Here is a 24,280-nt window from a genome sequence, read left to right as displayed (position 1 = left end):
CAAGTCTTGCCTTTGACGCTGGCGGGCGATCCGGGTTGCTCTGCTGAAATCCACGATTTGCCCGCACCGGCTGGGGCCGGGACGGTGGATTCAGTAGCCAGGAAAGGCTGGTTCAAGCGGTCCGGCGGATGCGGTGATCTTCGGCTTGATGGTCACGGCGGTCGACGTGATGGCTTCCGAGATCTCGGCGCCGCTGGCATCGGCGCCATAGACCGTGCGCACGGCATCGCGGTCGAGGTCTTCCGGAGCGCCGTCGAAGACGACCTTGCCGGCGGCCATGCCGATGATACGGGTGCAATAGGCGCGCGCCGTGTCCAGCGTGTGCAGGTTGGTGACGACGGTGATGCCTTCGCGCAGATTGATGTCGCGCAGCGAATCCATCACCACCTTGGCGTTGAGCGGGTCGAGCGAGGCGATCGGCTCGTCTGCCAGAATCACCTTCGGCTGCTGCATCATGGCGCGGGCGATCGCCACGCGCTGCTGCTGGCCGCCCGACAGCGTGCCGGCCGGCTGCAGCGCGGTGCGGGCGATGTCGAGGCGCTCGAGCGCGGCCACGGCCTCGGCGCATTCGATGCGCGTGAACATGCCGAGCAGATTGGAAATCGTCGAGCGATGGTTGAGGCGCCCGAGCAGCACGTTGGTCAGCACGTCGAGACGTGGCACGAGGTTGAACTGCTGGAAGATCATGGCGCAGTCGCGCTGCCAGCGGCGCAGCGGCGAGCCCTGCAGGCTGGAAACCTCCGCGCCCTCAAAAAAAATCGACCCCTGGCTCGGATCGATGAGACGGTTGATCATGCGCAAAAGCGTCGACTTACCGGCGCCGGAACGGCCGATGATGCCGACCATCTGGCCGCGCGGGATCGAGATGTTGATATCGCTGACGGCGGTGTTCTTGCCAAATCGTCGGGTTACGCCGCGGATCTCAAGCGTGGCCGATGATGCTGACATACCAAAACTCCAGTCCGTCGCGCTTTTGCAGGTCTGTTAACCTTCGCTAGCGCAGGCCGATGAAGCTGGGGTGTCGGATTGATGTCAGTTTTGTTACGAGTCACAGGCTTGGAGATTCAGCAATTCCTCGAAATGCTTCATGTCCTTGAAGCTGCAGAAGGCCGGAGGCTCGAGCTCGATCACAGGAGCCTCGCGTTCGAGGAACGACAGGCAGTCATCGAACAGATCCTGCCAGGCTGCGGCTCGCTCGTCGGCTAGACGGCGGATCTGATAGGCGAAGGTGATGTGGAAGACATAAGCGTCGTGGTCCGGATGGCGGTAGCCGAACGGCACCGACAAGGCGTCGCGCCACAGGCGCAGGATGCGCTCGTCCTCAGCGGAAGCACCGGCAACCGTAAGGCCGTTCGGCGTGATGCCGACGGTCTTGATACGAAACGGAGGGCAGGCCTCGAAGCCCTCCAGGCGCTGCAGATAGAGGCGGGTCATGTCGTCGATGCTGGTGTCGGGCGGCACGTCGGAGGGCCAGTAGGGGAGCCGGCGCCGGTATTCGATGATGCCCTGGAACAGGGTCATGTGCAGGCTTGAGACCGGCGTGAAGGCGAGGCGGTCCGCGTCCGGCATGGCGCGGATGCGCTCGCGCACCTCGATGATCGCAGCTTGCGAAGGCGAGCCGCCGACGAGGTGACTGACGACCGTGTTGCCGGGCTCGGGGAGGAAGTTGCCCGAGGTATCGTAACGGGTGCCGAGATGCACCGGCGCCGTCGGGTTGGTGCCTTCGAAAAATCCGGCGAGCGAGGGTCTGACTGTGGCGAGCATCGCGATCTCCTTGGGGAGATGGCGTCCTGTCCGAGTCATGTGTCAACGGTGTGAATGGTGAATGGTGAATGGTGAATGGTGAGAAAGAAGGGCTTCGTTGCATTCACTATTGACCATTCACCGCGCCTAGCCGCCATGCTTCTCCAAAAACGCCTCCGCCGACAGCTCGCGGAAATCGTCGAGCGCGGCGCGCAGCCTTGCATGGTCCCAGTCCCACCAGGCTAAAGCCTGGTAGCGCTCGGCGGTGCGGCGGTCGAAGCGCTCGCGGATCGGCTTCGCCGGCACGCCGCCGACGATTGTGTAGGGCGCGACGTCCTTTGTCACCACGGCGCCCGCGCCGACGGCCGCGCCATCGCCGACGGTGACGCCGGGCAGGATGGTCGAGCCATGGCCGAGCCAGGTGTCGTGGCCGATGGTGACGCGTTTGGCGCGGCGCTCGGCGAAGAACGCGCTTTCATGCTCGGCGTCGTCCCAATAGTCCGATGCGCGGTAGGTGAAGTGGTGCAGCGTCGGCCGCCATGTCGGGTGATTGGTGGCGTTGATGCGCACGCTTGCCGCGATGTTGGAGAACTTGCCAATGGTCGCGCACCACACGGCGCAGTCCTGCATCATATAGGAATAGTCGCCGAGCTCGCATTCGGCGACGCGGCTGCGCTCGGCGATCTCGGTCCAGCGGCCGAGCGTCGAGTTCTCGACCTGCGCCGTTGGATGGATCAGCGGCGCCTCCGAAAGCTTCTTCATGCGGCGATCTTTCCGGCGGCGAAGGCGGTTACGTCGATGACGCGGTCGGCGACAGCCTCACGCACGTCGAGGTCGTGAAAGATGCCGAGCAGGGCAACGCCCGCCGCCTTCTTGGCGGCGATGAGCTCGACCACGACATCGCGGTTCTTCGCGTCGAGCGAAGCGGTCGGCTCGTCGAGCAGCAGGATCGGATGCTCGGTGATGAAGCCGCGCGCGATGTTGACGCGCTGCTGCTCGCCGCCCGAGAAGGTCGCGGGCGGCAAGGCCCAGAGCTTTTCCGGCAGGTTGAGCTGCGCCAACAGGGCACGCGCTCTCGCCCGCGCGGTCTCGCGATCCTCGCCGCGCTCGACCAGCGGCTCGGCGACGACGTCGAGCGCGGAAACGCGCGGGACGGTGCGCAGGAACTGGCTGACATAGCCGATGGTATGGCGGCGCACGGAAAGCACGGTGCGCGGGCTGGCCGAGGCGAGGTCGATCAGCCCGCCCCCATGCTGGACGATGATCTGGCCTTCATCGACGGCGTAGTTGCCGTAGAGCATCTTCAGGATCGAGCTTTTTCCGGCACCCGACGGACCGCCGAGCACCGCGCACTCGCCGGCGCGGATCGAGAAGGAGACACCCGTCATCACCGGCAGCGTGACGCCGTCGCGTAGATGCATGGTGAAGCTTTTGGCGACATCGGAGACAACGAGAGGAGTGGCCATCATCACACCTGCAGGATGGAAGAAACGAGAAGCTGCGTATAAGGCGCGCGCGGATCGTCGAGCACGCGGTCGGTGAGGCCGCTTTCGACGACGCGCCCGTCCTTCATCACCATCATGCGTTGCGACAGGAGCCGCGCCACGGCGAGGTCGTGGGTGACGACGATCGCCGCCAGCCCGAGATCGGTGACCAGCCCGCGCAACAGGTCGAGCAGGCGGGCCTGCACCGAGACGTCGAGGCCGCCGGTCGGCTCGTCCATGAAGACGAGGCGCGGTCCGGTGACCAGGTTGCGGGCGATCTGCAGGCGCTGGCGCATGCCGCCGGAAAAGGCGCGCGGCTCATCGTCGATGCGGTCCTCATCGATCTCGACGCGCGAAAGCCAATCGACGGCGGTGGCGCGGATCCTGCCGTAGTGGCGGTCGCCGACCGCCATCAGCCGCTCGCCGACATTGGCGCCGGCCGACACTGTCATGCGCAGCCCGTCCGCCGGGTTCTGGTGGACGAAGCCCCAGTCGGTGCGCATCAGGAAGCGGCGCTCGGCCTCGCTCATGCGGTAGAGCTCGCGCCATTGGCCGTCGCGCATGCGATAGCTGGCCGTGCCGGAGGAGGGCAGCAGGCGGGTCGACAGGCAGTTGAGCAGCGTGGTCTTGCCGGAGCCGGATTCGCCGACCACCGCCAGAACCTCGCCCGGCCAGAGGTCGAAGGTGACGTTCTCGCAGCCGATGCGCGAGCCGTAGAATTTGGACAGCGCCGAGACGCGGAGCAGCGGTTCGTCGGTCATTCGGCCTCCTTACCCTCCCCCTTGTGGGGAGGATCGGCGCGCACCGCCGGGGTGGGGATTGAAGAAAGAGAAGATTGGCCGTTTTCCCCACCGGCGCCTTCGGCGCGACCTCCCCACGAGGGGGAGGTAGAGTCGGCGCGGCGCTTCTCGCAATGGTCGGTATCGGAGCAGACGAACATGTGGCCGCCATGGTCGTCGAGGATGACCTCGTCGAGATAGACATTCCCGGCGCCGCAGAGCGCGCAGGGCTGGTCGAAGGTCTGCACCTCGAAGGGATGGTCCTCGAAGTCGAGGCTGACGACGTCGGTGAAGGGCGGCACCGCATAGATGCGTTTCTCGCGGCCGGCGCCGAACAATTGCAAGGCGGGCGAGCGGTGCATCTTCGGATTGTCGAATTTCGGCGTCGGCGAAGGATCCATCACGTAGCGGCCCTCGACCTTGACCGGATAGGCGTAGGTGGTGGCGATGCGGCCGTGCCTGGCAATGTCCTCATAGAGCTTCACATGCATGAGGCCGTATTCCTCCAGCGCGTGCATCTTGCGCGTCTCGGTCTCGCGCGGCTCGAGGAAGCGCAGCGGCTCTGGGATCGGCACCTGGAAGACCAGCACCTGGCCCGCGGTCAGCGGATGCTCGGGGATGCGGTGGCGGGTCTGGATGATGGTGGCGGTTGCCGTGTCGGTGGTGACGGCGACATTGGCGACCTTCTTGAAGAAGGCGCGGATCGAGACGGCGTTGGTGGTGTCGTCGGCGCCCTGGTCGATGACCTTGAGCACGTCGTCGGGGCCAATGATCGAAGCGGTGACCTGCACGCCACCGGTGCCCCAGCCATAAGGCATCGGCATCTCGCGCGAGGCGAAGGGCACCTGGTAGCCGGGAATGGCGATGCCCTTCAGGATGGCGCGGCGGATCATCCGCTTGGTCTGTTCGTCGAGATAGGCGAAGTTGTAGGTGGCGATGTCGGTCATGGCGATCACGTCCGCTCTCTGCTATGAAATTGGCGCCCAAGACGCGGAAGGACGCCCGAATGGACTCTACCGGTTGGTTGCATCTTGGCGTGCTGCTGCTGGTGTTCGCCGGCTTCGCGACCTTTGCGCTGCGGAAAATGGTTCTCCCCGCGCCAAGGGAACCTCCGTACGGCGAGTCCTTCGGTGGCGGCGACTATACTGGCGGCTTCGACGGCGGGCATTCCGGTAGCGGACACTGAAGTCATTCCGCCGCCTCGCGCTTCTCCTCGGCGGCCTTGTCCTCGTTTTCCCGCGCTTCGTATTCGGCGCGCATGCGGCGAACCAGGCCGAGCTCGGCCTGGAAGTCGACATAATGCGGCAGCTTCAGATGCTCGACGAAACCGGTGGCCTGGACATTGTCGGAATGCGAGATGACGAATTCCTCGTCCTGCGCGGCGGCGACGACATCCTCGCCAAGCTCCGTGGCGCGCAGCGCCCGGTCGCACAGCGCCATCGCCATCGCCTTGCGCTCGCTCTGGCCGAAGACCAGGCCGTAGCCGCGCGTGAACTGCGGCGGCGCCTTGGCCGAGCCCTTGAACTGGTTGACCATCTGGCATTCGGTGACGCGGATGGAGCCGAGCGGCACGGCGAAGGGCAGCTCCGGCACGTCGAGCTCCAGCTCGACCTCGCCGATGCGTATCTCGCCGACAAAGGGATGGTTGCGGGCGTAGCCGCGCTGCGTCGAATAGCCGAGCGCCAGCAGAAAACCTTCGTCGCCGCGCGACAACGCCTGCAGGCGGATGTCGCGCGCCATCGGGAATTGCAGCGGCTCGCGCGTGATGTCGCCGGGCACGTAGTCAAGCGGCATCTCGCCATCGGCCTCGATCAGGCCTTCATGGGCGAGGATCGCCGAAACGCGCGGCATGGACTCCGGTTCGGCCGGACGCTGCGCCGGCATCTCGACCTCGGCGCCGGCGGCAAGCTCTGGATCGAGCAGGCGGTGCGTATAGTCGAAGGTCGGGCCGAGCACCTGGCCGCCCGGCAGGTCCTTGTAGGTGGCCGAGACACGACGCTCGACCTGCATGGCGCCGGTGTCGACCGGATTGGTGTAGCCGAAGCGCGGCAGCGTGGTGCGGTAGGCGCGCACCAGAAAGATCGCCTCGATCATATCGCCGCGCGCCTGGGTAACGGCGAGAGCCGCGAGCTCGCGATCATAGAGCGAGCCTTCGCTCATCACCCGGTCGACGCCGAGCGCCAGCTGCTCGACGATCTGGTCGAGGCGCAGCGCCGGTACCGAGCGGTCGCCGCGGCGGCGGTCGGCAAGCAGGCGATGCGCATTGGCAATGGCGGCTTCGCCGCCTTTCACCGCGACATACATGTCATGCCTCCATCGTCTTGATGCGGGTGGTGCGCGGCAGGCAGGCGAGGCTGCCGGGCGCCGCCAGAATGATGTCGACGCCGCGCGGGAAACGCTGGTTGTTCTGCTTCCACTGCTCGACGAAATGGCGCGGCATGCCAGGAGGCGCGATCATCGACGTCTTTTCGATCCCCGGACCTTCGAGCAGCAGCGACGGGCCCGAGGCAAGATCGTCGACCAAGAGGATCAGCGTCGTCGAGCGGTCGGGATATTCTTGCGTGCCTTGCGCAAAACCATCGAGCGCCGCCATCTCCTTCGGATTGGCGATCAGGGCGAAATGTGCGTCGGCCGGCGTGTTTGCCGAGGGCGCGCCGGTGTGGAAGCCGAGCCAGGCCTTGACCGCGGCTTCCGTCTGCAGCGGCGGGTCGAGCCAGACCGGCGTGTCGTTGTCGCAGAGCGAGAGCGCCACGGCGCCGGCCGTCGCCGACAGCGGCGCCGGCGGGCGGGCGAGCTGCGGCAGCGGCTGGACGGTGCCAGGGCGGGCCATCGCGTCCATGATGGCGCGGAACACCGCCTGGGCGTTGAAGACCGGCTCCGCGAAGCCGCCGTCGATCGATTGCGTGGCGATATCCATCAGTCCTCTCCGCGCACCATGGTGAAGAAATCCACTTTCGTGGCCGCCGTTTCGACGCGCTTTGTCTCGCGCGCCGCAGCAAGCGCCGCGCGCAAGGGCGCGGCGAGCTTTGTCTCGACCGCTTCGCGGTGCGCTGGGTCCTGCCACAGCGCGTCGGCGATCGCCGCTAGCTTGGCTTTTCCCTTGTCGCGGCCAAGCCCATAGGAGTGGCCGACCTGGCCGGAGGGCAGCCGCACCGTGGCGCGGGTGACCGTCGCTTCGCCGACATTGAACGGTGCGCCACCGCCGCCGATCCGCCCGCGCACCGTCACCAGTCCGGTTTCGGGACCGCGCAAAAGCTCGGCTTCGGAGGGCAGGTCCGACTCGTTCCACAGGCGGGCGATCTCGTCGGCCGCGGCATGCGCCAGCGTCACCATCAAGGCTTTCCGCCCGGCCTGCTCGCGCGCTTCCTGTCCTCGCATGGCATCGCTCCTTGCAGAGAGAAATTTGTCTATTGATATAGACAACTATACAAATTATACTCACTTGGTATCGGGAGTCCATGACGGGTGGATGACAACGGGTGCAAAAGATAAGGGTGAGGACGTTGGGGGCGGGGAAATGACCGGGCTGGCAAGCAGCATCGAGAGGCGCAACGGCGTATCGCTATGGCGGCAGATCGCCGACAGGATCCTGCAGGCGATCGCCAATGGCGATTTCGCCGAGAATGCCGCGCTGCCGCCTGAAGTCGCGCTGGCCGAGCGCTACGGTGTCAACCGCCATACGGTGCGCAGCGCCATTGCAGCACTGGTGCAGGAAGGCGTGCTGAGGGCCGAGCAGGGACGCGGCACCTTCGTGTTGTCGCGCAAGCGGCTGTCCTATCCGATCGGCGCGCGGACGCGCTTCTCGACCGGGCTGCAGGGGCAGACGAGCGAGCGGCATATCGCGCTGCTGTCGTCGTCGACCGAGCCGGCCGGCCGGCGCATCGCCGAGGCGCTGGGCATCGCCAAAGGCGCTGCCGTCATCCGCCTGGAGACGCGCGGCGAGGCCGACGGTCATGCGGTGTCGCGCGCGACGACCTGGTTCGATGCCAAGCGCTTCGCCGGAATCGAGGCGGCAATGGCGGAAACGGGATCGATCACCGCCTCACTGAAGCGCTTCGGCATCAACGATTATCTCAGGCATTCGACCGTGCTGTCGGCGCGCCACGCCGATGCCGACGACCTTGCAGCCCTCGATCTGCAGCCCGGCGCGATCGTGCTGGTCACCGTCGCCGTCAACGTCACGCTCGACGGTGAGCCGATCCAATTCGCGGAATCGCGCTTTCCCGCGGAGCGGGTGGAGCTTAGGCTGTCGGCCGGCGATTAGGTCTACGATGTCTTCGGACGGCAATCCAGGAGGTCGTCATCCACGGGCGGAGCGACGCGAAGCGGAGCGCAGACCCGAGGATCCATTCCGTAACCTCGATCGTAGAGCGCAGCGGAGCAGAATTCTGGATCGCTGCAACGCGTCGGCGTCACGGAATGGATCCTCGGGTCTGCGCTGCGTCGCTACGCTCCTTGCTCCGCCCGTGGATGACGAAGGGGATAGGCGCTTCGGCCAATCACCAAGACTGCAATTTGCTAGGGCGGACAACGGTCCAATTCGTGAAACCTGGACGCGGGCCTTCCTCACCCGACCTCAATGACCGCCTTGATCAGTCCTGACTTCTCGTGCGTCCATCGGGCAAGGTCGCGCGGCGTTCCGGCGAGCGTGGTGCGATGGGTGACGAGCTTGTTCAACGGCACGGCGCCGTTGCGGATCGAATCTGCGACATGGTCGAAATCGGACTTCAGCGCGTTGCGGCTGCCGACCAGCATCATCTCGCGCTTATGGAATTCAGGGTCGGAGAAGGTGATGTCGTCCTTGACGACGCTGACCAGCACCAGCGTGCCGCCATGCGCGACGTGGGCGAAGGCCGACTGCACGGACTGGGTGTTGCCAGTCGCGTCGAACACGAGGTCGAACCCTTCGCCGGCTGTTGCCTGTTGGACCAGCTCGGCAGCCGGCGTCTTCGAGCTGTCCAGCGGGGCAAAGCCGAGCTGCTTCTCGGCGAATCCGAGACGTTCGGCGCTCATGTCGAGCAGGCTGACATCCAGACCGGCAATGCGCGCGAAGATCGCCGTGCCGAGACCGATCGGGCCGGCGCCGATGACCAGCGTGCGCTGGCCGGGCAGCCCGAGCGATCGGCGCACGGCATGCGCGCCGATGGCCAGGAATTCGACCGCCGCGGCGTCGGCCAGCGACAGGCCGTTCGTCGGGTAGAGGTTCTGCGCCGGCACCAGGATTTCGTCGCACATGGCGCCGTCGCGATGGACGCCCAGCACCTCGATCTTCACGCAGCAGTTCGGCTTGCCGCGCCGGCAGGCAATGCATTTGCCGCATGAAAGATAGGGGTTGATGACGACCGGCTCGCCGACGCTGATCTCGACGCCTTCGCCCTTCTCGACGATCGTGCCGGCAACCTCATGGCCCATGATGCGCGGATAGGCCAGAAACGGGTGCTTGCCTTCGAAGATGTGGTAGTCGGTTCCGCAGATGCCGACATGGCTGACCGCAACGCGCGCCCAGCCGGGCGGCGGTGCGCCGGGCCCGGCGCGGTCTTCGAGGATAAGCTCGCCGGGCGAACGGCAGACAACGGCTTTCATATCGCAAATCCAGGCAAAGAGCGCCGGCGCCGCTCGAGCGGGGCCGGCGCGTTAGTTTCACGTAGGAGTCATTTGCCGCGACGACGCAGGCCGTCGAAGTAGACGATGACGATGATCAGCAGGCCGGTGATGACGCGCTGCCAGAAGGTGTTGACGTTGAGCAGGTTGGCGCCGTTGTTGATCGTCGAAAGGATGAAGGAGCCGATCAGCGGTCCATGCACGGAGCCGATGGCGCCGAACAGCGACGTGCCGCCGATCACCGACGAGGCGATGGCCTGAAGCTCATAGGTGTCGCCCTGCGTCGGATTACCGATGCCGATGCGCGAGGCCAAGAGCACGCCGACGATGGCGGCAAGCAGGCCGGACAGGACGTAGGCCATGAAGATGGTGCGCGGCACGTTGACGCCGGACAGGCGCGCGGCCTCGGCGTTGGAGCCGACCGAGAACAGGTAGCGGCCCCAGCGCGTATGGTGCAGGAACACGTAGGACGGGATGGCGACCAGGATCACCATCCAGAACAGGTAGGGAATGCCCGCGAGCGAGCCGCGCGAGAAAGCCTGGAACGAGTCGCTGTTGATGGAGATCGAGTTGCCGTTCGTCATCAGGAGGCCGATGCCGCGCAGCGAGGTCATGGTGGCCAAGGTGATGATGAAGGGCGGCAGGCCCATCTTGACGATGCCGAAGCCGTGGAAGAGGCCGATGGCGACGCCCACCAGCAGCGTGATCAGCACCGCGGCCCAGATCGGCCAGCCGGCGTTGATCAAAAGCGCGACAATGACGGTGGTGAAGCCGACCACCGCGCCGACCGACAGATCGATGCCGCCGGTGATGATGACGAAGGTCTGGCCGACGGCGAGGATGGCGATCAGCGATCCCTGACGCAGAAGGTTGGTGATGTTGAGCGTCGTGGCGAAGGACGGCGTGGCGACGGCCAGCACGATCCACATCAGGAGCAAAAGGCCAAGCAGCGTCAGGCCGAACAGGGCGTTGAAATTGCGCTTGGGTTTTTCGGCGGGGATCGCCTCGGTGCTCATTTTTGTCCTCCCGACTTTTCTTGTTTCTCGGCCAGTGCCTGACCCAAAATGTCCTCGTGGCTGGCGGTGCGGAAACCATGGGTCGCGACCAGCTTGCCGCGCCGGAACACGTGCAGCGTGTCTGCAAGCTCATAGACTTCCGGCAGATAGGACGAGATCAGGATGATGCCGGCGCCCTTGGACAGGAGCGTCGAGAACAGGCGGTAGATCTCGGCCTTAGTGCCGACATCGACGCCCACCGTCGGCTCGTCGAAGATGAACAGCTTGGCGCCATGCGCCAGCCATTTGCCGATGACGATCTTCTGCTGGTTGCCGCCTGAGAGGCTGGAGGCGAGCGCATTGCGCGTCGGCGTCTTGATGCGCAGGTCGGCGATCTGGCGGTCGGCCTCGGCTTTCTCCTTGGCGCCGGAAATCAGAAAATTGCTGGAGATGCGCTTGTAGATCGGCAGGTTGAGGTTCGTGCCGACCGGCAAATTGAGGCACAGGCCCTGGTCGCGGCGGCTTTCCGGAGCCAGCGCCATGCCGAGCCGGATCGCGTCGTGCTCGGAGTTGACCTGGACCTCCTTGCCTTGCCAGAGAATCTGGCCGGCCGACTTCCTGTGGCGGCCGTAAAGCGTGGTGACGAACTCGCTGCGGCCGGCGCCGATCAGGCCGTAGAGGCCGACGATCTCGCCGGCACGGACGGTCACCGAGACATTCTCGAAGCCTTTGCCCGAAAGGTTCTTCGTCTCGACAATCGTGGCGCCGGGGGTGAAATGCTCCTTGTGGTAGATCTGCTCGATCGAGCGGTTGATCATCAGCTTGACCAGTTCGGGCTCGTCGGTCTCGGCGATGTTGCGGGTGCCGACCAGAGTGCCGTCGCGCAGCACGGAAACGCGGTCGGCGAGCTCGAACACTTCCTCCATGCGGTGGCTGATATAGATGATGGTGACGCCTTCGCCTTTGAGCCGACGGATCAGCTTGAAGAGCTGGTCGGCCTCCTTGCGGGTGAGGTAGGCGGTCGGTTCGTCGAAGATCAGAAATTTCGTGCCGCGCACCGTAGCGCGGGCGGCGGCGATCAGCTGCTGCTGGCCGATGGTGAGATCGCCGAGCATGACATGCGCTGGCAAGTCGAAGCCCAGCCCGTCAATGATCTTCTGCGCGTCCTTCACCATGGCGCGCTGCTGCAGCAGGCCGAAGCGTGACTCCTCCTCGCCGAGGAACATGTTGGCGGCGACGGTGAGATGGCGGCACAGCACCACCTCCTGGTGGACGGCGTTGATGCCCAGCGCCATCGCCTCATGCGGCGTGGCCAAGGCGGTCGGCTTGCCTTCCCAGATCACCTCGCCGGAGGTGCGCGGCATGACGCCGGTCAGGAGTTTTATCAGGGTCGACTTGCCGGCGCCGTTCTCGCCGACGATGGCGTGGATCTCGCCCGCCTTGAAGGCAAGGTGCACGGGCTTCAGCGCATGCGTGCCGGGATAGCGCTTTTCCAGGCCGTTGAGCTCGAGGATCGTCCTGCCCGGTTCCAGCGTGGGGGCCGGATGCAATTCCTGCGCCGTCGACGTCATGACAATCCTCCCAGATTGGCCTCAACCATTGGGTACGCAGCGATGCGTCTGGCGCGCATCTTGAAGGCGGAGCCTAAATCGGGCCGGCGAATTTCCAAATAGCCCCGATGGATGTTTCCGGGGCGCGAGGCCCCGGAAACGACTGTCGCGATGCTGCTCACTTGAGCTTCGGGTTGAGCAGCGCGTCGATCTTGGGATCCTTCATGTTGTCCTTGGTGACGAGGTTCGCGCCGGTGTCGACATTGGCCTCGACCTTCTCGCCCTTCGAGGCGGCCAAGGCGGTCTTGATGCCGTCATACCCCATCCGGTACGGATCCTGGACGACCAGGCCCGAGATGACGCCGTCATTGAGGAACTTGATCAGCTTCTCGTCGCTGTCGAAGCCGATCAGCGCCACCTTGCCGCCGAGATTGTTTTCGGCGATCGCCTGGCCGACGCCCTGCGCCATGATCAGGTTCGAGGCGAAGATGCCCTTGAGGTCCGGATTGGCGGTGATCAGATCGGTCGCGATGTTGAGGCCGGTGGTGGCCTGGCCGTCGGCATATTTGTCGGCGACAAGCTCGAGGCCAGGATATTTGGCCTTGATCTGTTCGATGAAGCCTTGCTTGCGCTGCTCGAGCGAGCCGGCACCGGGAAGTGCCGTGATCAGAGCGACCTTGCCTTCCACCTTGCCGCCGTTGGCGGCGCCGATGGCGGCGGCGAGGCCGTCAGCGGCGACGCGGCCGCCCTGCACGTTGTCGGTGGTCAGGAAGGAGGTGAAGGCCTTGGAATCGGCGCCGGAGTCGATGCCGATGACCTTGACCTTGGAGGCAGCCTCGTCGATCGGCTTGCCGAGCGCCTTGAACTCGGTCGGCGAGATGACGACAGCCGCCGGGTTGCTGGCGACGGCGTTTTCCAGGATCGAGATCTGGCCATTGACGTCGGTTTCGGCCTGGGCGCCGAGTTCCGGCACGTTGACGCCGAGATCCTTGCCGGCCTTGCGGGCGCCGGCCAGAACGATCTGCCAGTAGAAGGATGTGGTATCCTTGACGATGATCGGAATGGTCACGTCGGCCGCCGAGGCGGGCGCGGAATGCATCGCGCCGGCGAGCATCGAAGCGGCGGCCAAAGCCACGAAGGCGCGGCGGTTGAGAAGGCTGGTCACGAATTTCATTAGGTTCCTCCCTAAGTCGCCTGGTGAAGGTTGCGGAAGCTCCATCTGGATAGGCGCGGCCCAAACAGAACTTTATCAATAAAAAACAGATACCGTTTTTTGATAGAGCATTGCCGTGACCGATGCAAGCGATGTCTGCTGTCGTGCGCGATGCGGGCTAGGGTCCGTTCGGCTCTTCCCTGGCAGTGCTCGGATGCTCCCGTTCCTCCTTATCGACATGGAACAATAATTTCATAATTCTGTCAACATGGAATATTTATTCCATGAAAAAAGCCTGCACTGTAGTGAAGGTCGCCTCCTGTTGTCGGTGGCGCTTCCGACGCGATAACTGCGTTTGATTAAAGCGTCGCGCCGAGATGCCACGGCACGAATTCGTTGTCGCCGTAGCCGAACGCCTCGCTCTTGGTCTTGCGGCCGGACGCCGTCTCGATGATCAGCTCGAAGATCTCGCGGCCCATGCCGGCGATGGTCTTCTCGCCCGAGGCGATAACCCCGCAATTGACGTCCATGTCCTCTTCCATCTGGTGATACATGGTCGAATTGGTGGCGACCTTGATCGACGGCGTCGGCCGGCAGCCAAAGCAGGAGCCGCGGCCGGTGGTGAAGACGATGACATTGGCGCCGCCGGCGACCTGGCCGGTGGCCGAAACCGGGTCGTAGCCGGGCGTGTCCATGAACACCAGGCCGCTGCCTGAGACTTTCTCGGCATAGCCGAAAACGCCGTTGAGCGGCGTCTGGCCGCCCTTGGCGACCGCGCCCAGTGATTTCTCGAGGATCGTGGTCAGGCCGCCGCGCTTGTTGCCGGGCGAGGGATTGTTGTCGATCGAGGCGCCGTGCTTGGCGGTATGGTCCTCCCACCACTTCACAAAGCCGTCAAGCTTGGCGGCGATTTCGGGTGAGGCGGCGCGGTAGGCCAGCAGATGCTCGGCGCCGTAGATCTCGGTCGTCTCCGACAAGATGCCGATGCCGCCGCAGTCTGCCAGGATATCGACGGCGGCGCCCAATGCCGGATTTGCCGTGATGCCGGACATGCCGTCCGAGCCGCCGCATTGCAGCCCGACGACGATCTCCGAGACCGGGATCGGCTCACGCTGCAGCTGGCCCACTTCCTCGGCGATCTCGGCCAGAACGCCCATCGCGCGCTCGACCGATTTGCGCGAGCCGCCGGCTTCCTGGATGTTGAAATGCCGCTTTCCCGCGGCCACGCCCTTCTGGCCGTAAAGCGTGAGCTGGTTGACCTCGCAGCCCAGGCCCACCATCAGCACGCCGCCGAAATTCGGATGGCGCGCATAGCCGGCTAAAGTGCGGTGCAGAACCATCATGCCGTCGCCGGTGGCGCTCATGCCGCAGCCCTGGCCGTGCACGATCGGCACGAAGCCGTCGATGCCGGGATATTTCGGCAGAAGCGTGCGGTTGGCTTCGTCCGCAATGGCATGGCAGACGGTCGACGAGCAATTGACGCTGGCGATGATGCCGATGAAGTTGCGCGTGCCGGAGCGCCCGTCGGCGCGGCGGTAGCCCATGAAGGTGCGCTTGCGGTCGGCCTCGGTGGCATGCTCGGCCTCGCTCGGCGGCACCACCGGCAAGCGGCCGCTCTCGAAAACCAGATTGTGCGAATGAACATGCTCGCCGGGCGCAATGTCTTGCGTGGCGCGGCCGATCGCCTGCGCGTATTTCACAACCGCTTCGCCCGCCGGGATCGGCTTGATCGCCACCTTGTGGCCCGGCTCGATCACGGCAGTCGCGGTTGCGCCGCCCGGCAATTGCGTTCCAATCTCGATGCGCCCGTTGGCAACGGCGACATTATCGGAGGGTGAGAGAAGGATGGTGTTTGCAACGTTCACGGGCGGCTGTCCTGGGTGATCCTGGGAATGCGGGCGGATTGACTTGCGCCCGTTTAAAGGTAATGTCTTTTATCGGGAAAAAACAATTTTGCGTCAATTGTTTTTTCGCTCGGTTGGCGCTCGTCTTTTGGACGCCCGCGCCGCCCGTTCGGCAAGCCGGCGAAAAACGTTCCGCTTTCGGAGGCTTGCGCCAGAGCAATTCCAGGAAAAGTGCGTAGCGGCTTTCCGTCCGGAATTGCGCAGAAACAAAGATTTAGCGCAGTTCGGCGATTCCGAGAAACGCTGAGCTGCTCTAGGAACACCGATCATATCGCGTTTCCGGCAGGCCGCCGCAAGCGTTGGGGGATACGGGGCATGTCGAAAAGCAACAATGTCTACAAGGACGCCTTCAACCGCTGCCTCAGGTTGCTCGACGAGACCAAGAGCCTGCCTTCGGAACCGGAACTCGGCACGCTGCTCGGCGTCAGCCGCACCACGGTGCGCAGCATCCTTGCGCGCATGGAAGAAACCGGCCTGATCGACTGGAACAAGCGCAACAAGACGGTGCTCAGGGCGCCGCGGCCGGAGGATTTCTTCCCCGAGGAGGAGACCGACTCGCTGGCGGAGATCATCGAGCGCTCCTTCATGCGTCGCCTGCTTGCGGGCGGCGCGGAAGCCGGCATGCAGATCAACGAGCTGGAGCTGGCGCGCGAGATCGGCGTCGGCACCACCAGCGTGCGCGAATTCCTGATCCGCTTCTCGCGCTTCGGACTAATCGAGAAGCGGCGCAACAGCCACTGGGTGCTGAAGGGTTTCACACGCGCCTTCGCGCTGGAGCTGACCGAGATCCGCGAGATTTTCGAGCTGCGTTCGGCGGCGGCTTTCGCCGCCCTGCCGGAAGATAGCGCTGTATGGGCCGATCTTGACCGGCTGGAGCTCGAGCATCGCCAGCTCGCGAGCGAGATCGCCACGCGCTTCAACGAATTCTCCGAGCTCGACGAGCGCTTCCACCGGCTGATCCACCGCGCCTCGCACAATCGCTTCATCGTCGACTTCTACGATGTCATCGCTATGATCTTCCACTACCACTATCAGTGGAACAAGGCTGAGGAGCGCCAGCGCAACGAGGTCGCTATCCAGGAGCATCTCGCCTATATCGCGGCGCTGAAATCGCGCGATCCCGGCAAGGTGGACGCCGCCTGTCGCAAGCACCTGAAGTCGGCGCGCCAGACGCTGCTGACCTCAATTCCCGAAGGGCGGCAGATGCAGCCCGCCTGACAGGCCGGCCGCGATCCACGACGACTTATCGCGCCGCGTTGCCGCAGCGCGGTTTTGCCGATTTCCCGCGCGCATTCCCCGTGCTACCGTCGACGCGTTTCCGGGAGAGGCTTTGCGTTGCATATCCGGCTGAGACGATGGAGCATGCCGGCCGCGTTCGTCGCGGCGCTGCTTCTATTGCTTCAGTCCTCTCTCGGCGCTTTCGCCTTCGGCGCGTCTTCGCAGGTCGACGCCTTCGGCAACGTCATCTGCACGCATGAAGGGGCTGTAAAACTCCCCGGCGGCGATCCCCACCAACAACATCTGCCGGCCTGCTGCTCGCTCGGCTGCAACACGGTTTCGGCGGCGCATCTGCCGCCGCCGGAGGCCGGCGCCCTGGCCAGGATCCAGCTTTTCGAGGCCGTCGCCTTCCAGCTTCCGGCCTTCCGGCACCAGGATTTCGCCCGCGACCGCTCTCCGGCCAATCCGCGCGCGCCGCCGGCGATGGTCTGATCCGCGGAACCTTCCGCAGACCTATTCATCCAAAGATCAGACTGTTCGCGGCCGCATTCCGGCGCGATCCCGTACTCATGGAGCAACCATGTCCAATCTTCTTCCCAAGGCGGAAGCCTTCGCCCTTCGCGGCGCGCCGCCGTTTCACCTCCCGCTGCGCGTTTGCCTTGCCGTGCTCAGCCTTTTTCTTCTCCTGGCCTGCATTCCCGCCGCCTTGGCGCATGAGTTCAAGATCGGCGATCTCGAGATCGAGCATCCCTGGTCGCGGGCGACGCCGCCGGGCGCCAAGGTGGGCGGCGGCTATTTCACCGTGATCAACAAGGGCAGCGCGCAGGACCGGCTGCTGTCGATCTCCTCCGACATCTCCGAAAAGGCTGAACTGCATGAGATGGGCGTCAAGGACGGCGTCATGACCATGCGGCCGGTCGAGGGCGGGCTGGAGATCCCGGCCGGCGGCAAGGTCGCGCTGAAGCCGGGCGCTTATCACCTGATGTTCACCGGCCTGAAGCGGCAGCCGAAGCAGGGCGAGAAATTCCCCGCGACGCTGACCTTCGAGAAGGCGGGCAGCGTCAACGTCGAGTTCGCCGTCGAAGGCATCGGCGAGACGGGCAGTGGCGATATGGGCGACATGGATCACGCCGAGTAATCCGCCAATTCGAAATCAGAGGCACAATTTATGAAAAAGTATATTTTGGCGGCGGGCGCGCTTTGCGCGCTCGGGACCAACGCCGCGCTCGCCCACATCACGCTCGAAACGCAGGAAGCGGCCGTCGGCTCGACCTACAAGGCCGTCTTGCGCGTGCCGCATGGCTGCGAGGGCAAGGCAACGACCGCGGTGCGTGTGCAGATCCCCGAAGGCGTCATCGCGGTGAAGCCGATGCCCAAGCCCGGCTGGACGCTGCAGGTCAAGAAGGGCAAATACGAGAAATCCTACCAGCTCTATGGCGAGGCCTTGACCACCGGCGTGAAGGAAGTCGACTGGAGCGGCGGCAATCTGCCGGACGAATTCTATGACGAATTCGTCTTCCGCGCCTCGCTGGCGGCCGATCTGCCGGCCGGCCAGATGCTCTATTTCCCGGTGGTGCAGGAATGCGGCGATGCCGCCGAGCGCTGGATCGAGATCCCGGCGGCCGGCCAGGACGAGGACGCCTTGGAAACGCCTGCGCCCGGCATCAAATTGCTGCCGAAGAAATGATCTCTGTTGGCGCGCTCCCTCGGGGCGCGCCACCATTTCCAGTCATGACGGCATGAACGCAGCACTGCCTTCCTCGATGAACCGCATGCTTGCCGGCTCGCTTGCCTGGCTCGCGGCAATGCTCGTGGCGATGGTGCTGCTCGTCGTGCCCGGCCGCGCTTTGGCGCATGCGGCGCTGGTCGCAACCGATCCGGCCGACGGCGCCGTGCTGACGCAAAGTCCCGGCAAATTCTCGCTGACCTTCAGCGAGCCCGTCTCGCCGCTGGTGCTGACGCTTGTGCGGCCGGACGGCTCGCAGCTTACGCTGACGTCCTTCCGTCTCAAGGACCAGACGGTCGAGATCGACAATCCCGAAACGCTCAAATCCGGCACGCATGTGCTGAGTTGGCGGGTCGTTTCGGTCGACGGTCATCCGGTCGGCGGCTCGGCGCTGTTTTCAATGGGCGCGCCAAGCGCGGCACCAGTGGCGGGTGAGGCCGTCGACTGGACGCTGCGGGCAGCGATCTGGCTCGGCAAGCTGTTTCTCTATGCCGGACTTTTTCTGGGCATCGGCGGCGCGTTCGCACTTGCCTGGCTCGCCGAGGACCGGCGCCGCGGCCAACGCTTCGTCATCGCGGCCCTTCTTATCGGTCTCGTCGGAGCGCCGCTTTCGCTCGGCCTGCAGGGGCTGGATGCGCTCGGCGCGCCGCTCGCCCGGTTTGCGACACCGGCTGTCTGGAAGACCGCGCTCGAGACGAGCTTCGTCTGGACGGTGCTGCTCGGCCTGATCGCGCTCGGCTCGGCTTTGCTTTCTCTTGCCGGACCGTCGGGCTTGCGCAAGCTGGCGGCGTCCGTAGCACTGCTCGGTGTTGGCGCGGCCCTTGCCGCGAGCGGTCACGCCAGCGCCGCCGAACCGCAATGGCTGACGCGGCCGCTGGTATTCCTGCACGGCACCGCGATCGCCTTCTGGGCGGGTGCGCTGGCGCCGCTCGGCCTCGCGCTGCGGCAGCAGCCGGCGAAAGCGAAGGTCTTTCTGAGGCACTTCTCGCGCGCGATCCTGCCGGTCGTGGCTGTCCTTGCCGCCAGCGGCATCGTGCTGGCGATCATCCAAGTGCAGCAGCCGGCGGCGCTGATCCATACCGCTTATGGCCGGCTGCTGCTGCTCAAGCTCACCCTGCTGCTCTTCCTGTTCACGTTGGCCTCCATCAACCGCTGGACGTTGACCGCCCCGGCTGTGGCCGGCGACACCGAGGTGCAGCGGCGGATGGTGCGCTCGATCGGCATCGAGGTGGTCATCGTGCTCGCCATCTTCGGCGTCGCCGCCGGCTGGCGCTTCACCCCGCCGCCACGCGCGCTGGCGATCGCCGCCGCGCAACCGGTTTCGATCCACATCCACACGCTGAAGGCGATGGCCGATCTCGGCATCACGCCGGGCCATGCCGGCGAGGTTGCCGCTTCGATGATGATCATGACCGGCGAATTCGGGCCGCTCGACGCCAAGGAGGTGACGCTGGTGCTGTCGAAGCCGGATTCCGGCATCGAGCCGATCAAGCGGCCGGCGAGAAAATCCGGCGACGGCACCTGGCGTATCGACAATCTCGTCATCCCGCTGCCGGGCCGCTGGGACGCCCGGCTCGATATTCTCGTTTCGGACTTCGAGGTGGTGAAGATCGAGGCGCCGATCGATATCCGCGCAGAGTGAAATTAAGAGTGAAGGTGAATAGTGAATGGTGAATAGCAGGCGATTTTCGTTTCCGCGTCGCGACGGCGTTCGCCTGTCCATTTCACTATTCACCATTCACCATTCGCCCTCTGTCTTCACCTCGGTCTCACCGACCTCGACACAATTCGGCGAGACGGTTGACGCAGCCGCCAAGGCCCGTCATTCATCTGGGAAAGGCGTTCTCCAGGACGCAACCCACAACAAGCATCCGAACGCAGGGAAGAAACGATGGAAAAAGCCGAAATCGGCCTGATCGGCCTTGGCACGATGGGTTCCAACCTGGCGCTCAACATCGCCGAGCACGGGCACCGCATCGCCGTCTTCAACCGCACGCCGTCGCGCACCGACGCCTTTGTCGACAGTGCCGGTTCGCTGAAGGACATGGTCGTTCCCTGCTACAGCCTGGAGGAGCTCGCCGCCGCGATCCGGCCTCCGCGGCCGATCATCATCATGGTGCTGGCCGGCAAGCCGGTCGACGAGCAGATCGCGGCGCTGCGCGGCGTGCTGTCGGCCAACGACATCGTGATCGATGCCGGCAACGCCAATTTCCGCGACACGATGCGCCGCTTCTCGGAGCTGTCCGGCTCGGGCCTGACCTTTATCGGCATGGGCGTGTCGGGCGGCGAGGAGGGCGCGCGGCACGGCCCCTCGATCATGGTCGGCGGCACTGAGGAGTCCTGGAAGCGCGTCGAGAAAGTGCTGACGGCGATCTCGGCCAAGTTCAAGGGCGAGCCCTGCGCCGCCTGGCTCGGCACCGACGGCGCCGGCCATTTCGTCAAGACCATCCACAACGGCATCGAATATGCCGACATGCAGATGATCGCCGAGATCTACGGCATCTTGCGCGACGGCCTCGGCATGGCGCCGAAGGAGATCGGCAAGGTCTTCGAAGAATGGAACAAGGGCCGGCTCAATTCCTACCTGATCGAGATCACCGCAAAAGTTCTCGCCGCCGACGATCCCAAGACCGGCAAGCCGGTTGCCGACATCATCCTCGACCGCGCCGGGCAGAAGGGCACCGGCAAATGGTCGGTCATCGAAGCGCAGCAGCTCGGCATTCCGGCGACGGCGATCGAGGCGGCGGTCGCGGCGCGCGTGCTGTCCTCGATCAAGGATGAGCGGCAGGCGGCGGAAAAGGCCTATGGCAATATCGGCGTCGAAAAGATTTCCGGCGACAGCGGCGCGCTGCTCAAGGACCTGGAGTTGGCATTGTTCGCCGGCAAGATCGCGGCTTACGCGCAAGGTTTCGCGGTGATGAGCGGCGCCTCCAAGGAATTCAACTGGAATCTGCCCATGCCGACCATCGCCAAGATCTGGCGCGCCGGCTGCATCATCCGCTCGCAGATGCTGGACACGATGGCCGAGGCCTTCGGCTCAGGCAGCGCTTCCACCAATCTGCTGATGGCGCCGGCCTTCATCGCCATGATGAAGGAGGCGCATCCGTCGCTGAGGCGCATCGTGGCGCGCGCCTCCGAGGCCGGCTCGCCGGTGCCGGCGCTGTCGTCGGCGCTCGCCTATTTCGACAGCTACCGCCAAGGACGCGGCACCTCGAACCTGATTCAGGCGCAGCGCGACTTCTTCGGCGCGCACGGCTTCGAGCGCATCGGGGAAGAGGGGGCGTTTCATGGCCCATGGGGCAGTGGGGCCGCCTAGGGCCAGGTGAGGCCGGCCTGCAAATGGCGGCTTCCTGCGCTTCCGGTGCTCACGTACTTTAAATACGCTCCGCTCCGGTTCTCGGAAGCCACCATTTTCGACTCGGCCTGACCTGCCCCTCAAGTCGCGCCAGTCAGCCGCGATAGGGCAAAACCTCGCTCGGCGTGCTGAGCGATTGCAGCGTGCCTGGATCGGCGCCACCGATCCAGCCGAGCACGGCGCGGGCGAGCTCGGAGCCGGCGAGCCGGAAGTTCTCGTTGACGACAAGCAGCTCCCGCCGGAACAGATGCAGCAGTTCCGACGATTGTTTCGACACCACGTCGACGTCGCGGCCGAGCTTCAGCCCGGCGTCCTCTATGCCGGCCACGATGGCGAGCGTGGCGGCGGCGGCGCTGCTGACGAAGCCGTCCGGACGGTCCTTGCGCCGCATCAATTGCGCGGTCCGCATCCTGATCTGCTCGATCGACTGATCGATGGAGACGGTGTTGAACGGCACCTCGCTGGCACCCACCTCGCTCAGCGCATCGGCAAAGCCGGCGACCGTATGGCCGTGATAGGTGAGGCCGACCGGGGGCGTCACCAGGGCAAGCCGGTTGCGGCCCCTGCCGGCGAGGTAGCGGACGGCTTCGCCGGCAAAGGCATAATTGTCGAAGTCGTGATAGGGATGCACCAGCCCCATGTCGGTGCGACCATGCGTGGCGAAGGGAATGCCGCGCTCCAGCATATAGCGCGCCCGTGGATCGTTGGGCTGGGTGCGCGAGATGATGACGCCGTCGGCCGAGCCCGTCTCGACCAGATAGCGCACGGGGTCCAGCGGATCCTGCGAGCGCGAATAGGGCGTGACGATCAGATGGTAGGGCGTGTCGGCGATCACCTCGGTGACGCCGTAGATGATGTCCGAGACGAAGCTCATGAGCTCGTGCTCGGTGTTCAGCACAAGCGATATCACGTTGGTCTTGCCGGTTCTCAAGCGCACGCCGGCGCGGTTCGGGCGATAGCCGATCTGCTTGGCGACGAGCTGGACGCGACGCCTGGTCTCGGCGCCGATCTCGGGCGCATCCTTCAGCGCCCGCGAGACTGTCGTGACGCCCAGCCCGGTCATGAAGGCAAGCGTCTTCAACGTCGGCCGTTCCTTGCCCGACGTGTCGTCGTCGCCCTTCTTCGTTATCCGTCTATCCATCGTCCCGCCCGTCAGGCGCATAGCAGTCGCGGGGCCGACCGGCAATCGTGCGGCGGTGACATTTGCGCGACCTTCAGTTTGCGGCTCGGCTCAATATACTGAAACGTTACAGATTGCCAATCTTCGTGATCAATCGGCGAGATCGCGCCATCGGCATCGTGGATGCGGAGAGGGGCCGAAAGTCGCTGGAATCACAAAGAAATGTCGGCCCGAGCCTGCTTTTGGCATCAATCGACTGATCCGACACCGGCATTGCCACTTAGGAAGAAAGATTTTGTTCGCGTCGCGAAAAAATCTTGGCCGGCCTCAAGGCGAGGGGTTGCCTAGGCGGATCATTTGCCGTATCGAAAATCTGTAACGTTTCAGATTCTGGGAGGAGCCGAAATGCGATACAAATTCCTGACTGCCGCCTTTGCCGCGACAGTTGCGCTCAATTTCGCCGGTCCGGCGGCCGCAACCGACCTGGAAGTCACCCATTGGTGGACTTCCGGCGGCGAGGCGGCAGCGGTGGCCGAGCTTGCCAAGGCATTCGACGCGACGGGCAACCACTGGGTCGACGGCGCCATTGCAGGCTCCGGCGGCACGGCGCGGCCGATCATGATCAGCCGCATCACCGGGGGCGATCCAATGGGCGCAACCCAGTTCAACCACGGCCGCCAGGCGGAGGAACTGGTGCAGGCCGGGCTGATGCGCGACCTCACCGATATCGCCACCAAGGACAAGTGGACGGAGATCGTGCGGCCGAAGAGCCTGCTCGATAGTTGCACCATCGACGGCAAGATCTATTGCGTGCCGGTCAATATCCATTCCTGGCAGTGGCTGTGGCTGTCCAACGAGGCCTTCCAGAAGGCCGGCCTGCCTGTGCCGAAGGACTGGAATGAATTCGTGGCGGATGCGCCGGCGCTGGAAAAGGCGGGCATCATTCCGCTCGCGGTCGGCGGACAGGCCTGGCAAGCCTCGGGCGCCTTCGACGTGCTGATGGCCGCGACCGGGGGCACCGACACGTTCCTCAAGGTCTACAAGGACAAGGACGCCACCTTCGCGGCAGGCCCGGAGATCGCCAAGGTGTTCAAGGCGGCGGACGACGCCCGCAAGATGGCCAAGAACACCAATGTGCAGGACTGGAACCAGGCCACCAATCTGGTCATCACCGGCAAGGCCGCCGGCCAGATCATGGGCGACTGGGCGCAGGGCGAGTTCCAGGTTGCCGGCAAGACGGCCGGCAAGGACTATACCTGCCTGCCCGGCCTCGGCCTGAACGAAGTCATCGCCACGGGCGGCGACGCCTTCTACTTCCCGCTGCTGAAAGATGCCGACAAGTCCAAGGCGCAGGCGGTGCTCGCCGAGACCTTGCTCGATCCGAAGACCCAGGTCGCCTTCAACCTCAAGAAGGGCTCGCTGCCGGTGCGTGGCGACGTCGACCTCAACGCGGCGAACGACTGCATGAAGAAGGGCCTCGCCATCCTCGCCAAGGGCGCCGTCATGCCGTGGACGGACCAACTGCTTTCGCAGGACAGCCAGAAGCAGAAGGAGGACCTGTTCTCCGAGTTCTTCGCCAAACCGGACATGACAGTCGAAGAAGCGCAGAAGCGCTTCGCCGCCATCATCGCTTCGGCCGATTGATCTACCGG

At 64.8% G+C, this 24,280-nt stretch carries 24 protein-coding genes and 1 pseudogene; 10 read left to right on the top strand and 15 right to left on the bottom strand.

Annotated elements, in window-relative coordinates; translation table 11 throughout:
- Positions 1-90: 90 nt before the first annotated feature.
- The 6 genes and pseudogenes from phnC to LB535_RS22015 all read right to left on the bottom strand — a co-directional run.
- The gene (gene phnC / locus LB535_RS22040; protein WP_224633671.1) at positions 91-948 is read right to left on the bottom strand and encodes a phosphonate ABC transporter ATP-binding protein; all 858 of its coding nucleotides are present in this window, start codon (positions 946-948) and stop codon (positions 91-93) included.
- Positions 949-1,041: 93 nt separating this feature from the next.
- A complete protein-coding gene (locus tag LB535_RS22035) occupies positions 1,042-1,764 on the bottom strand; it encodes a DUF1868 domain-containing protein (RefSeq protein WP_224633670.1) in 723 nt (240 codons plus the stop codon).
- A gap of 126 nt (positions 1,765-1,890) precedes the next feature.
- On the bottom strand, positions 1,891-2,505 hold the full coding sequence (locus LB535_RS22030) for a DapH/DapD/GlmU-related protein (protein ID WP_224633669.1): 615 nt from the start codon (positions 2,503-2,505) through the stop codon (positions 1,891-1,893).
- Positions 2,502-3,209, bottom strand: a complete 708-nt coding sequence (phnL, locus tag LB535_RS22025; RefSeq protein ID WP_224633764.1) for a phosphonate C-P lyase system protein PhnL — start codon at positions 3,207-3,209, stop codon at positions 2,502-2,504. The genes LB535_RS22030 and phnL overlap by 4 nt, the downstream gene beginning before the upstream one ends.
- 2 nt (positions 3,210-3,211) lie before the next feature.
- Complete coding sequence (gene phnK, locus LB535_RS22020; RefSeq protein WP_224610823.1) at positions 3,212-3,988, bottom strand: phosphonate C-P lyase system protein PhnK; 777 nt, start codon at positions 3,986-3,988, stop codon at positions 3,212-3,214.
- 131 nt (positions 3,989-4,119) lie between these two features.
- Positions 4,120-4,953, bottom strand: a pseudogene (locus LB535_RS22015) (alpha-D-ribose 1-methylphosphonate 5-phosphate C-P-lyase PhnJ); the annotation flags it as partial.
- Positions 4,954-5,012: 59 nt separating this feature from the next.
- Here LB535_RS22015 and LB535_RS22010 point away from each other — a divergent pair.
- Entirely contained in the window at positions 5,013-5,192 is a 180-nt protein-coding gene (locus LB535_RS22010) for a hypothetical protein (RefSeq protein ID WP_224633668.1), read from the top strand.
- A 2-nt stretch (positions 5,193-5,194) separates the two neighbouring features.
- On the opposite strand, the gene LB535_RS22005 is transcribed toward LB535_RS22010, so the two are convergent.
- From LB535_RS22005 to phnG, 3 genes are read right to left on the bottom strand one after another with little or no spacing between them, the layout of a single operon-like run.
- Positions 5,195-6,310, bottom strand: coding sequence for a carbon-phosphorus lyase complex subunit PhnI (locus tag LB535_RS22005; RefSeq protein ID WP_224633667.1), 1,116 nt, complete (start codon positions 6,308-6,310; stop codon positions 5,195-5,197).
- A gap of 1 nt (position 6,311) precedes the next feature.
- Positions 6,312-6,923 (bottom strand): phosphonate C-P lyase system protein PhnH, encoded by a 612-nt coding sequence (phnH, locus tag LB535_RS22000; protein ID WP_224633666.1) that lies wholly within the window; start codon positions 6,921-6,923, stop codon positions 6,312-6,314.
- Positions 6,923-7,384 carry a phosphonate C-P lyase system protein PhnG gene (phnG, locus tag LB535_RS21995; RefSeq protein ID WP_224633665.1) on the bottom strand — a complete coding sequence of 154 codons (462 nt, stop codon included), beginning with the start codon at positions 7,382-7,384 and terminating at the stop codon, positions 6,923-6,925. Before phnG ends, phnH begins: the two co-directional genes overlap by 1 nt.
- A 139-nt stretch (positions 7,385-7,523) precedes the next feature.
- Between phnG and phnF the strand changes: the two genes are divergently transcribed.
- The gene (phnF, locus tag LB535_RS21990; RefSeq protein WP_140845187.1) at positions 7,524-8,270 is read left to right on the top strand and encodes a phosphonate metabolism transcriptional regulator PhnF; all 747 of its coding nucleotides are present in this window, start codon (positions 7,524-7,526) and stop codon (positions 8,268-8,270) included.
- A gap of 302 nt (positions 8,271-8,572) precedes the next feature.
- Here phnF and LB535_RS21985 read toward each other — a convergent pair whose 3' ends face one another.
- From LB535_RS21985 to LB535_RS21965, 5 genes are all read right to left on the bottom strand, one after another.
- On the bottom strand, positions 8,573-9,589 hold the full coding sequence (locus LB535_RS21985; protein WP_224633664.1) for a zinc-binding alcohol dehydrogenase family protein: 1,017 nt from the start codon (positions 9,587-9,589) through the stop codon (positions 8,573-8,575).
- Between the two features lie 68 nt (positions 9,590-9,657).
- The gene (locus tag LB535_RS21980; protein ID WP_095769218.1) at positions 9,658-10,623 is read right to left on the bottom strand and encodes an ABC transporter permease; all 966 of its coding nucleotides are present in this window, start codon (positions 10,621-10,623) and stop codon (positions 9,658-9,660) included.
- Positions 10,620-12,173 (bottom strand): sugar ABC transporter ATP-binding protein, encoded by a 1,554-nt coding sequence (locus LB535_RS21975; RefSeq protein WP_224633663.1) that lies wholly within the window; start codon positions 12,171-12,173, stop codon positions 10,620-10,622. The genes LB535_RS21980 and LB535_RS21975 overlap by 4 nt, the downstream gene beginning before the upstream one ends.
- A 157-nt stretch (positions 12,174-12,330) precedes the next feature.
- Positions 12,331-13,326: an ABC transporter substrate-binding protein gene (locus LB535_RS21970; protein ID WP_095769220.1), complete on the bottom strand. Its 996-nt coding sequence runs from the start codon at positions 13,324-13,326 to the stop codon at positions 12,331-12,333.
- Positions 13,327-13,664: 338 nt separating this feature from the next.
- Positions 13,665-15,170 carry a UxaA family hydrolase gene (locus LB535_RS21965; RefSeq protein WP_224633662.1) on the bottom strand — a complete coding sequence of 502 codons (1,506 nt, stop codon included), beginning with the start codon at positions 15,168-15,170 and terminating at the stop codon, positions 13,665-13,667.
- A gap of 43 nt (positions 15,171-15,213) precedes the next feature.
- Here LB535_RS21965 and LB535_RS21960 point away from each other — a divergent pair, with 43 nt between their 5' ends.
- From LB535_RS21960 to gndA, 7 genes are all read left to right on the top strand, one after another.
- The gene (locus tag LB535_RS21960) at positions 15,214-15,456 is read left to right on the top strand and encodes a hypothetical protein (protein WP_181174870.1); all 243 of its coding nucleotides are present in this window, start codon (positions 15,214-15,216) and stop codon (positions 15,454-15,456) included.
- Between the two features lie 68 nt (positions 15,457-15,524).
- Positions 15,525-16,427 carry a GntR family transcriptional regulator gene (locus LB535_RS21955; protein WP_224633661.1) on the top strand — a complete coding sequence of 301 codons (903 nt, stop codon included), beginning with the start codon at positions 15,525-15,527 and terminating at the stop codon, positions 16,425-16,427.
- A gap of 144 nt (positions 16,428-16,571) precedes the next feature.
- Positions 16,572-16,919: a DUF2946 family protein gene (locus LB535_RS21950; RefSeq protein ID WP_224633660.1), complete on the top strand. Its 348-nt coding sequence runs from the start codon at positions 16,572-16,574 to the stop codon at positions 16,917-16,919.
- Positions 16,920-17,007: 88 nt separating this feature from the next.
- A complete protein-coding gene (locus tag LB535_RS21945; RefSeq protein WP_224633659.1) occupies positions 17,008-17,565 on the top strand; it encodes a copper chaperone PCu(A)C in 558 nt (185 codons plus the stop codon).
- Positions 17,566-17,595: 30 nt separating this feature from the next.
- Complete coding sequence (locus tag LB535_RS21940) at positions 17,596-18,114, top strand: YcnI family protein (protein WP_095769225.1); 519 nt, start codon at positions 17,596-17,598, stop codon at positions 18,112-18,114.
- A gap of 52 nt (positions 18,115-18,166) precedes the next feature.
- Positions 18,167-19,795 carry a copper resistance CopC/CopD family protein gene (locus LB535_RS21935; protein ID WP_224633658.1) on the top strand — a complete coding sequence of 543 codons (1,629 nt, stop codon included), beginning with the start codon at positions 18,167-18,169 and terminating at the stop codon, positions 19,793-19,795.
- 186 nt (positions 19,796-19,981) lie between these two features.
- Positions 19,982-21,469, top strand: coding sequence for an NADP-dependent phosphogluconate dehydrogenase (gndA, locus tag LB535_RS21930; protein ID WP_318012333.1), 1,488 nt, complete (start codon positions 19,982-19,984; stop codon positions 21,467-21,469).
- Positions 21,470-21,602: 133 nt separating this feature from the next.
- On the opposite strand, the gene LB535_RS21925 is transcribed toward gndA, so the two are convergent.
- Positions 21,603-22,649, bottom strand: coding sequence for a LacI family transcriptional regulator (locus LB535_RS21925; protein ID WP_095769304.1), 1,047 nt, complete (start codon positions 22,647-22,649; stop codon positions 21,603-21,605).
- Between the two features lie 384 nt (positions 22,650-23,033).
- Here LB535_RS21925 and LB535_RS21920 point away from each other — a divergent pair, with 384 nt between their 5' ends.
- Positions 23,034-24,272: an ABC transporter substrate-binding protein gene (locus tag LB535_RS21920; RefSeq protein WP_224633656.1), complete on the top strand. Its 1,239-nt coding sequence runs from the start codon at positions 23,034-23,036 to the stop codon at positions 24,270-24,272.
- Positions 24,273-24,280 lie beyond the last annotated feature (8 nt).

Source organism: Mesorhizobium sp. CA10 (assembly GCF_020165285.1).
In the GTDB taxonomy this organism is placed as follows: domain Bacteria; phylum Pseudomonadota; class Alphaproteobacteria; order Rhizobiales; family Rhizobiaceae; genus Mesorhizobium.
Note: the sequence above shows the minus strand (reverse complement) of the source record. Positions and strands in the feature narration are given on the sequence as shown.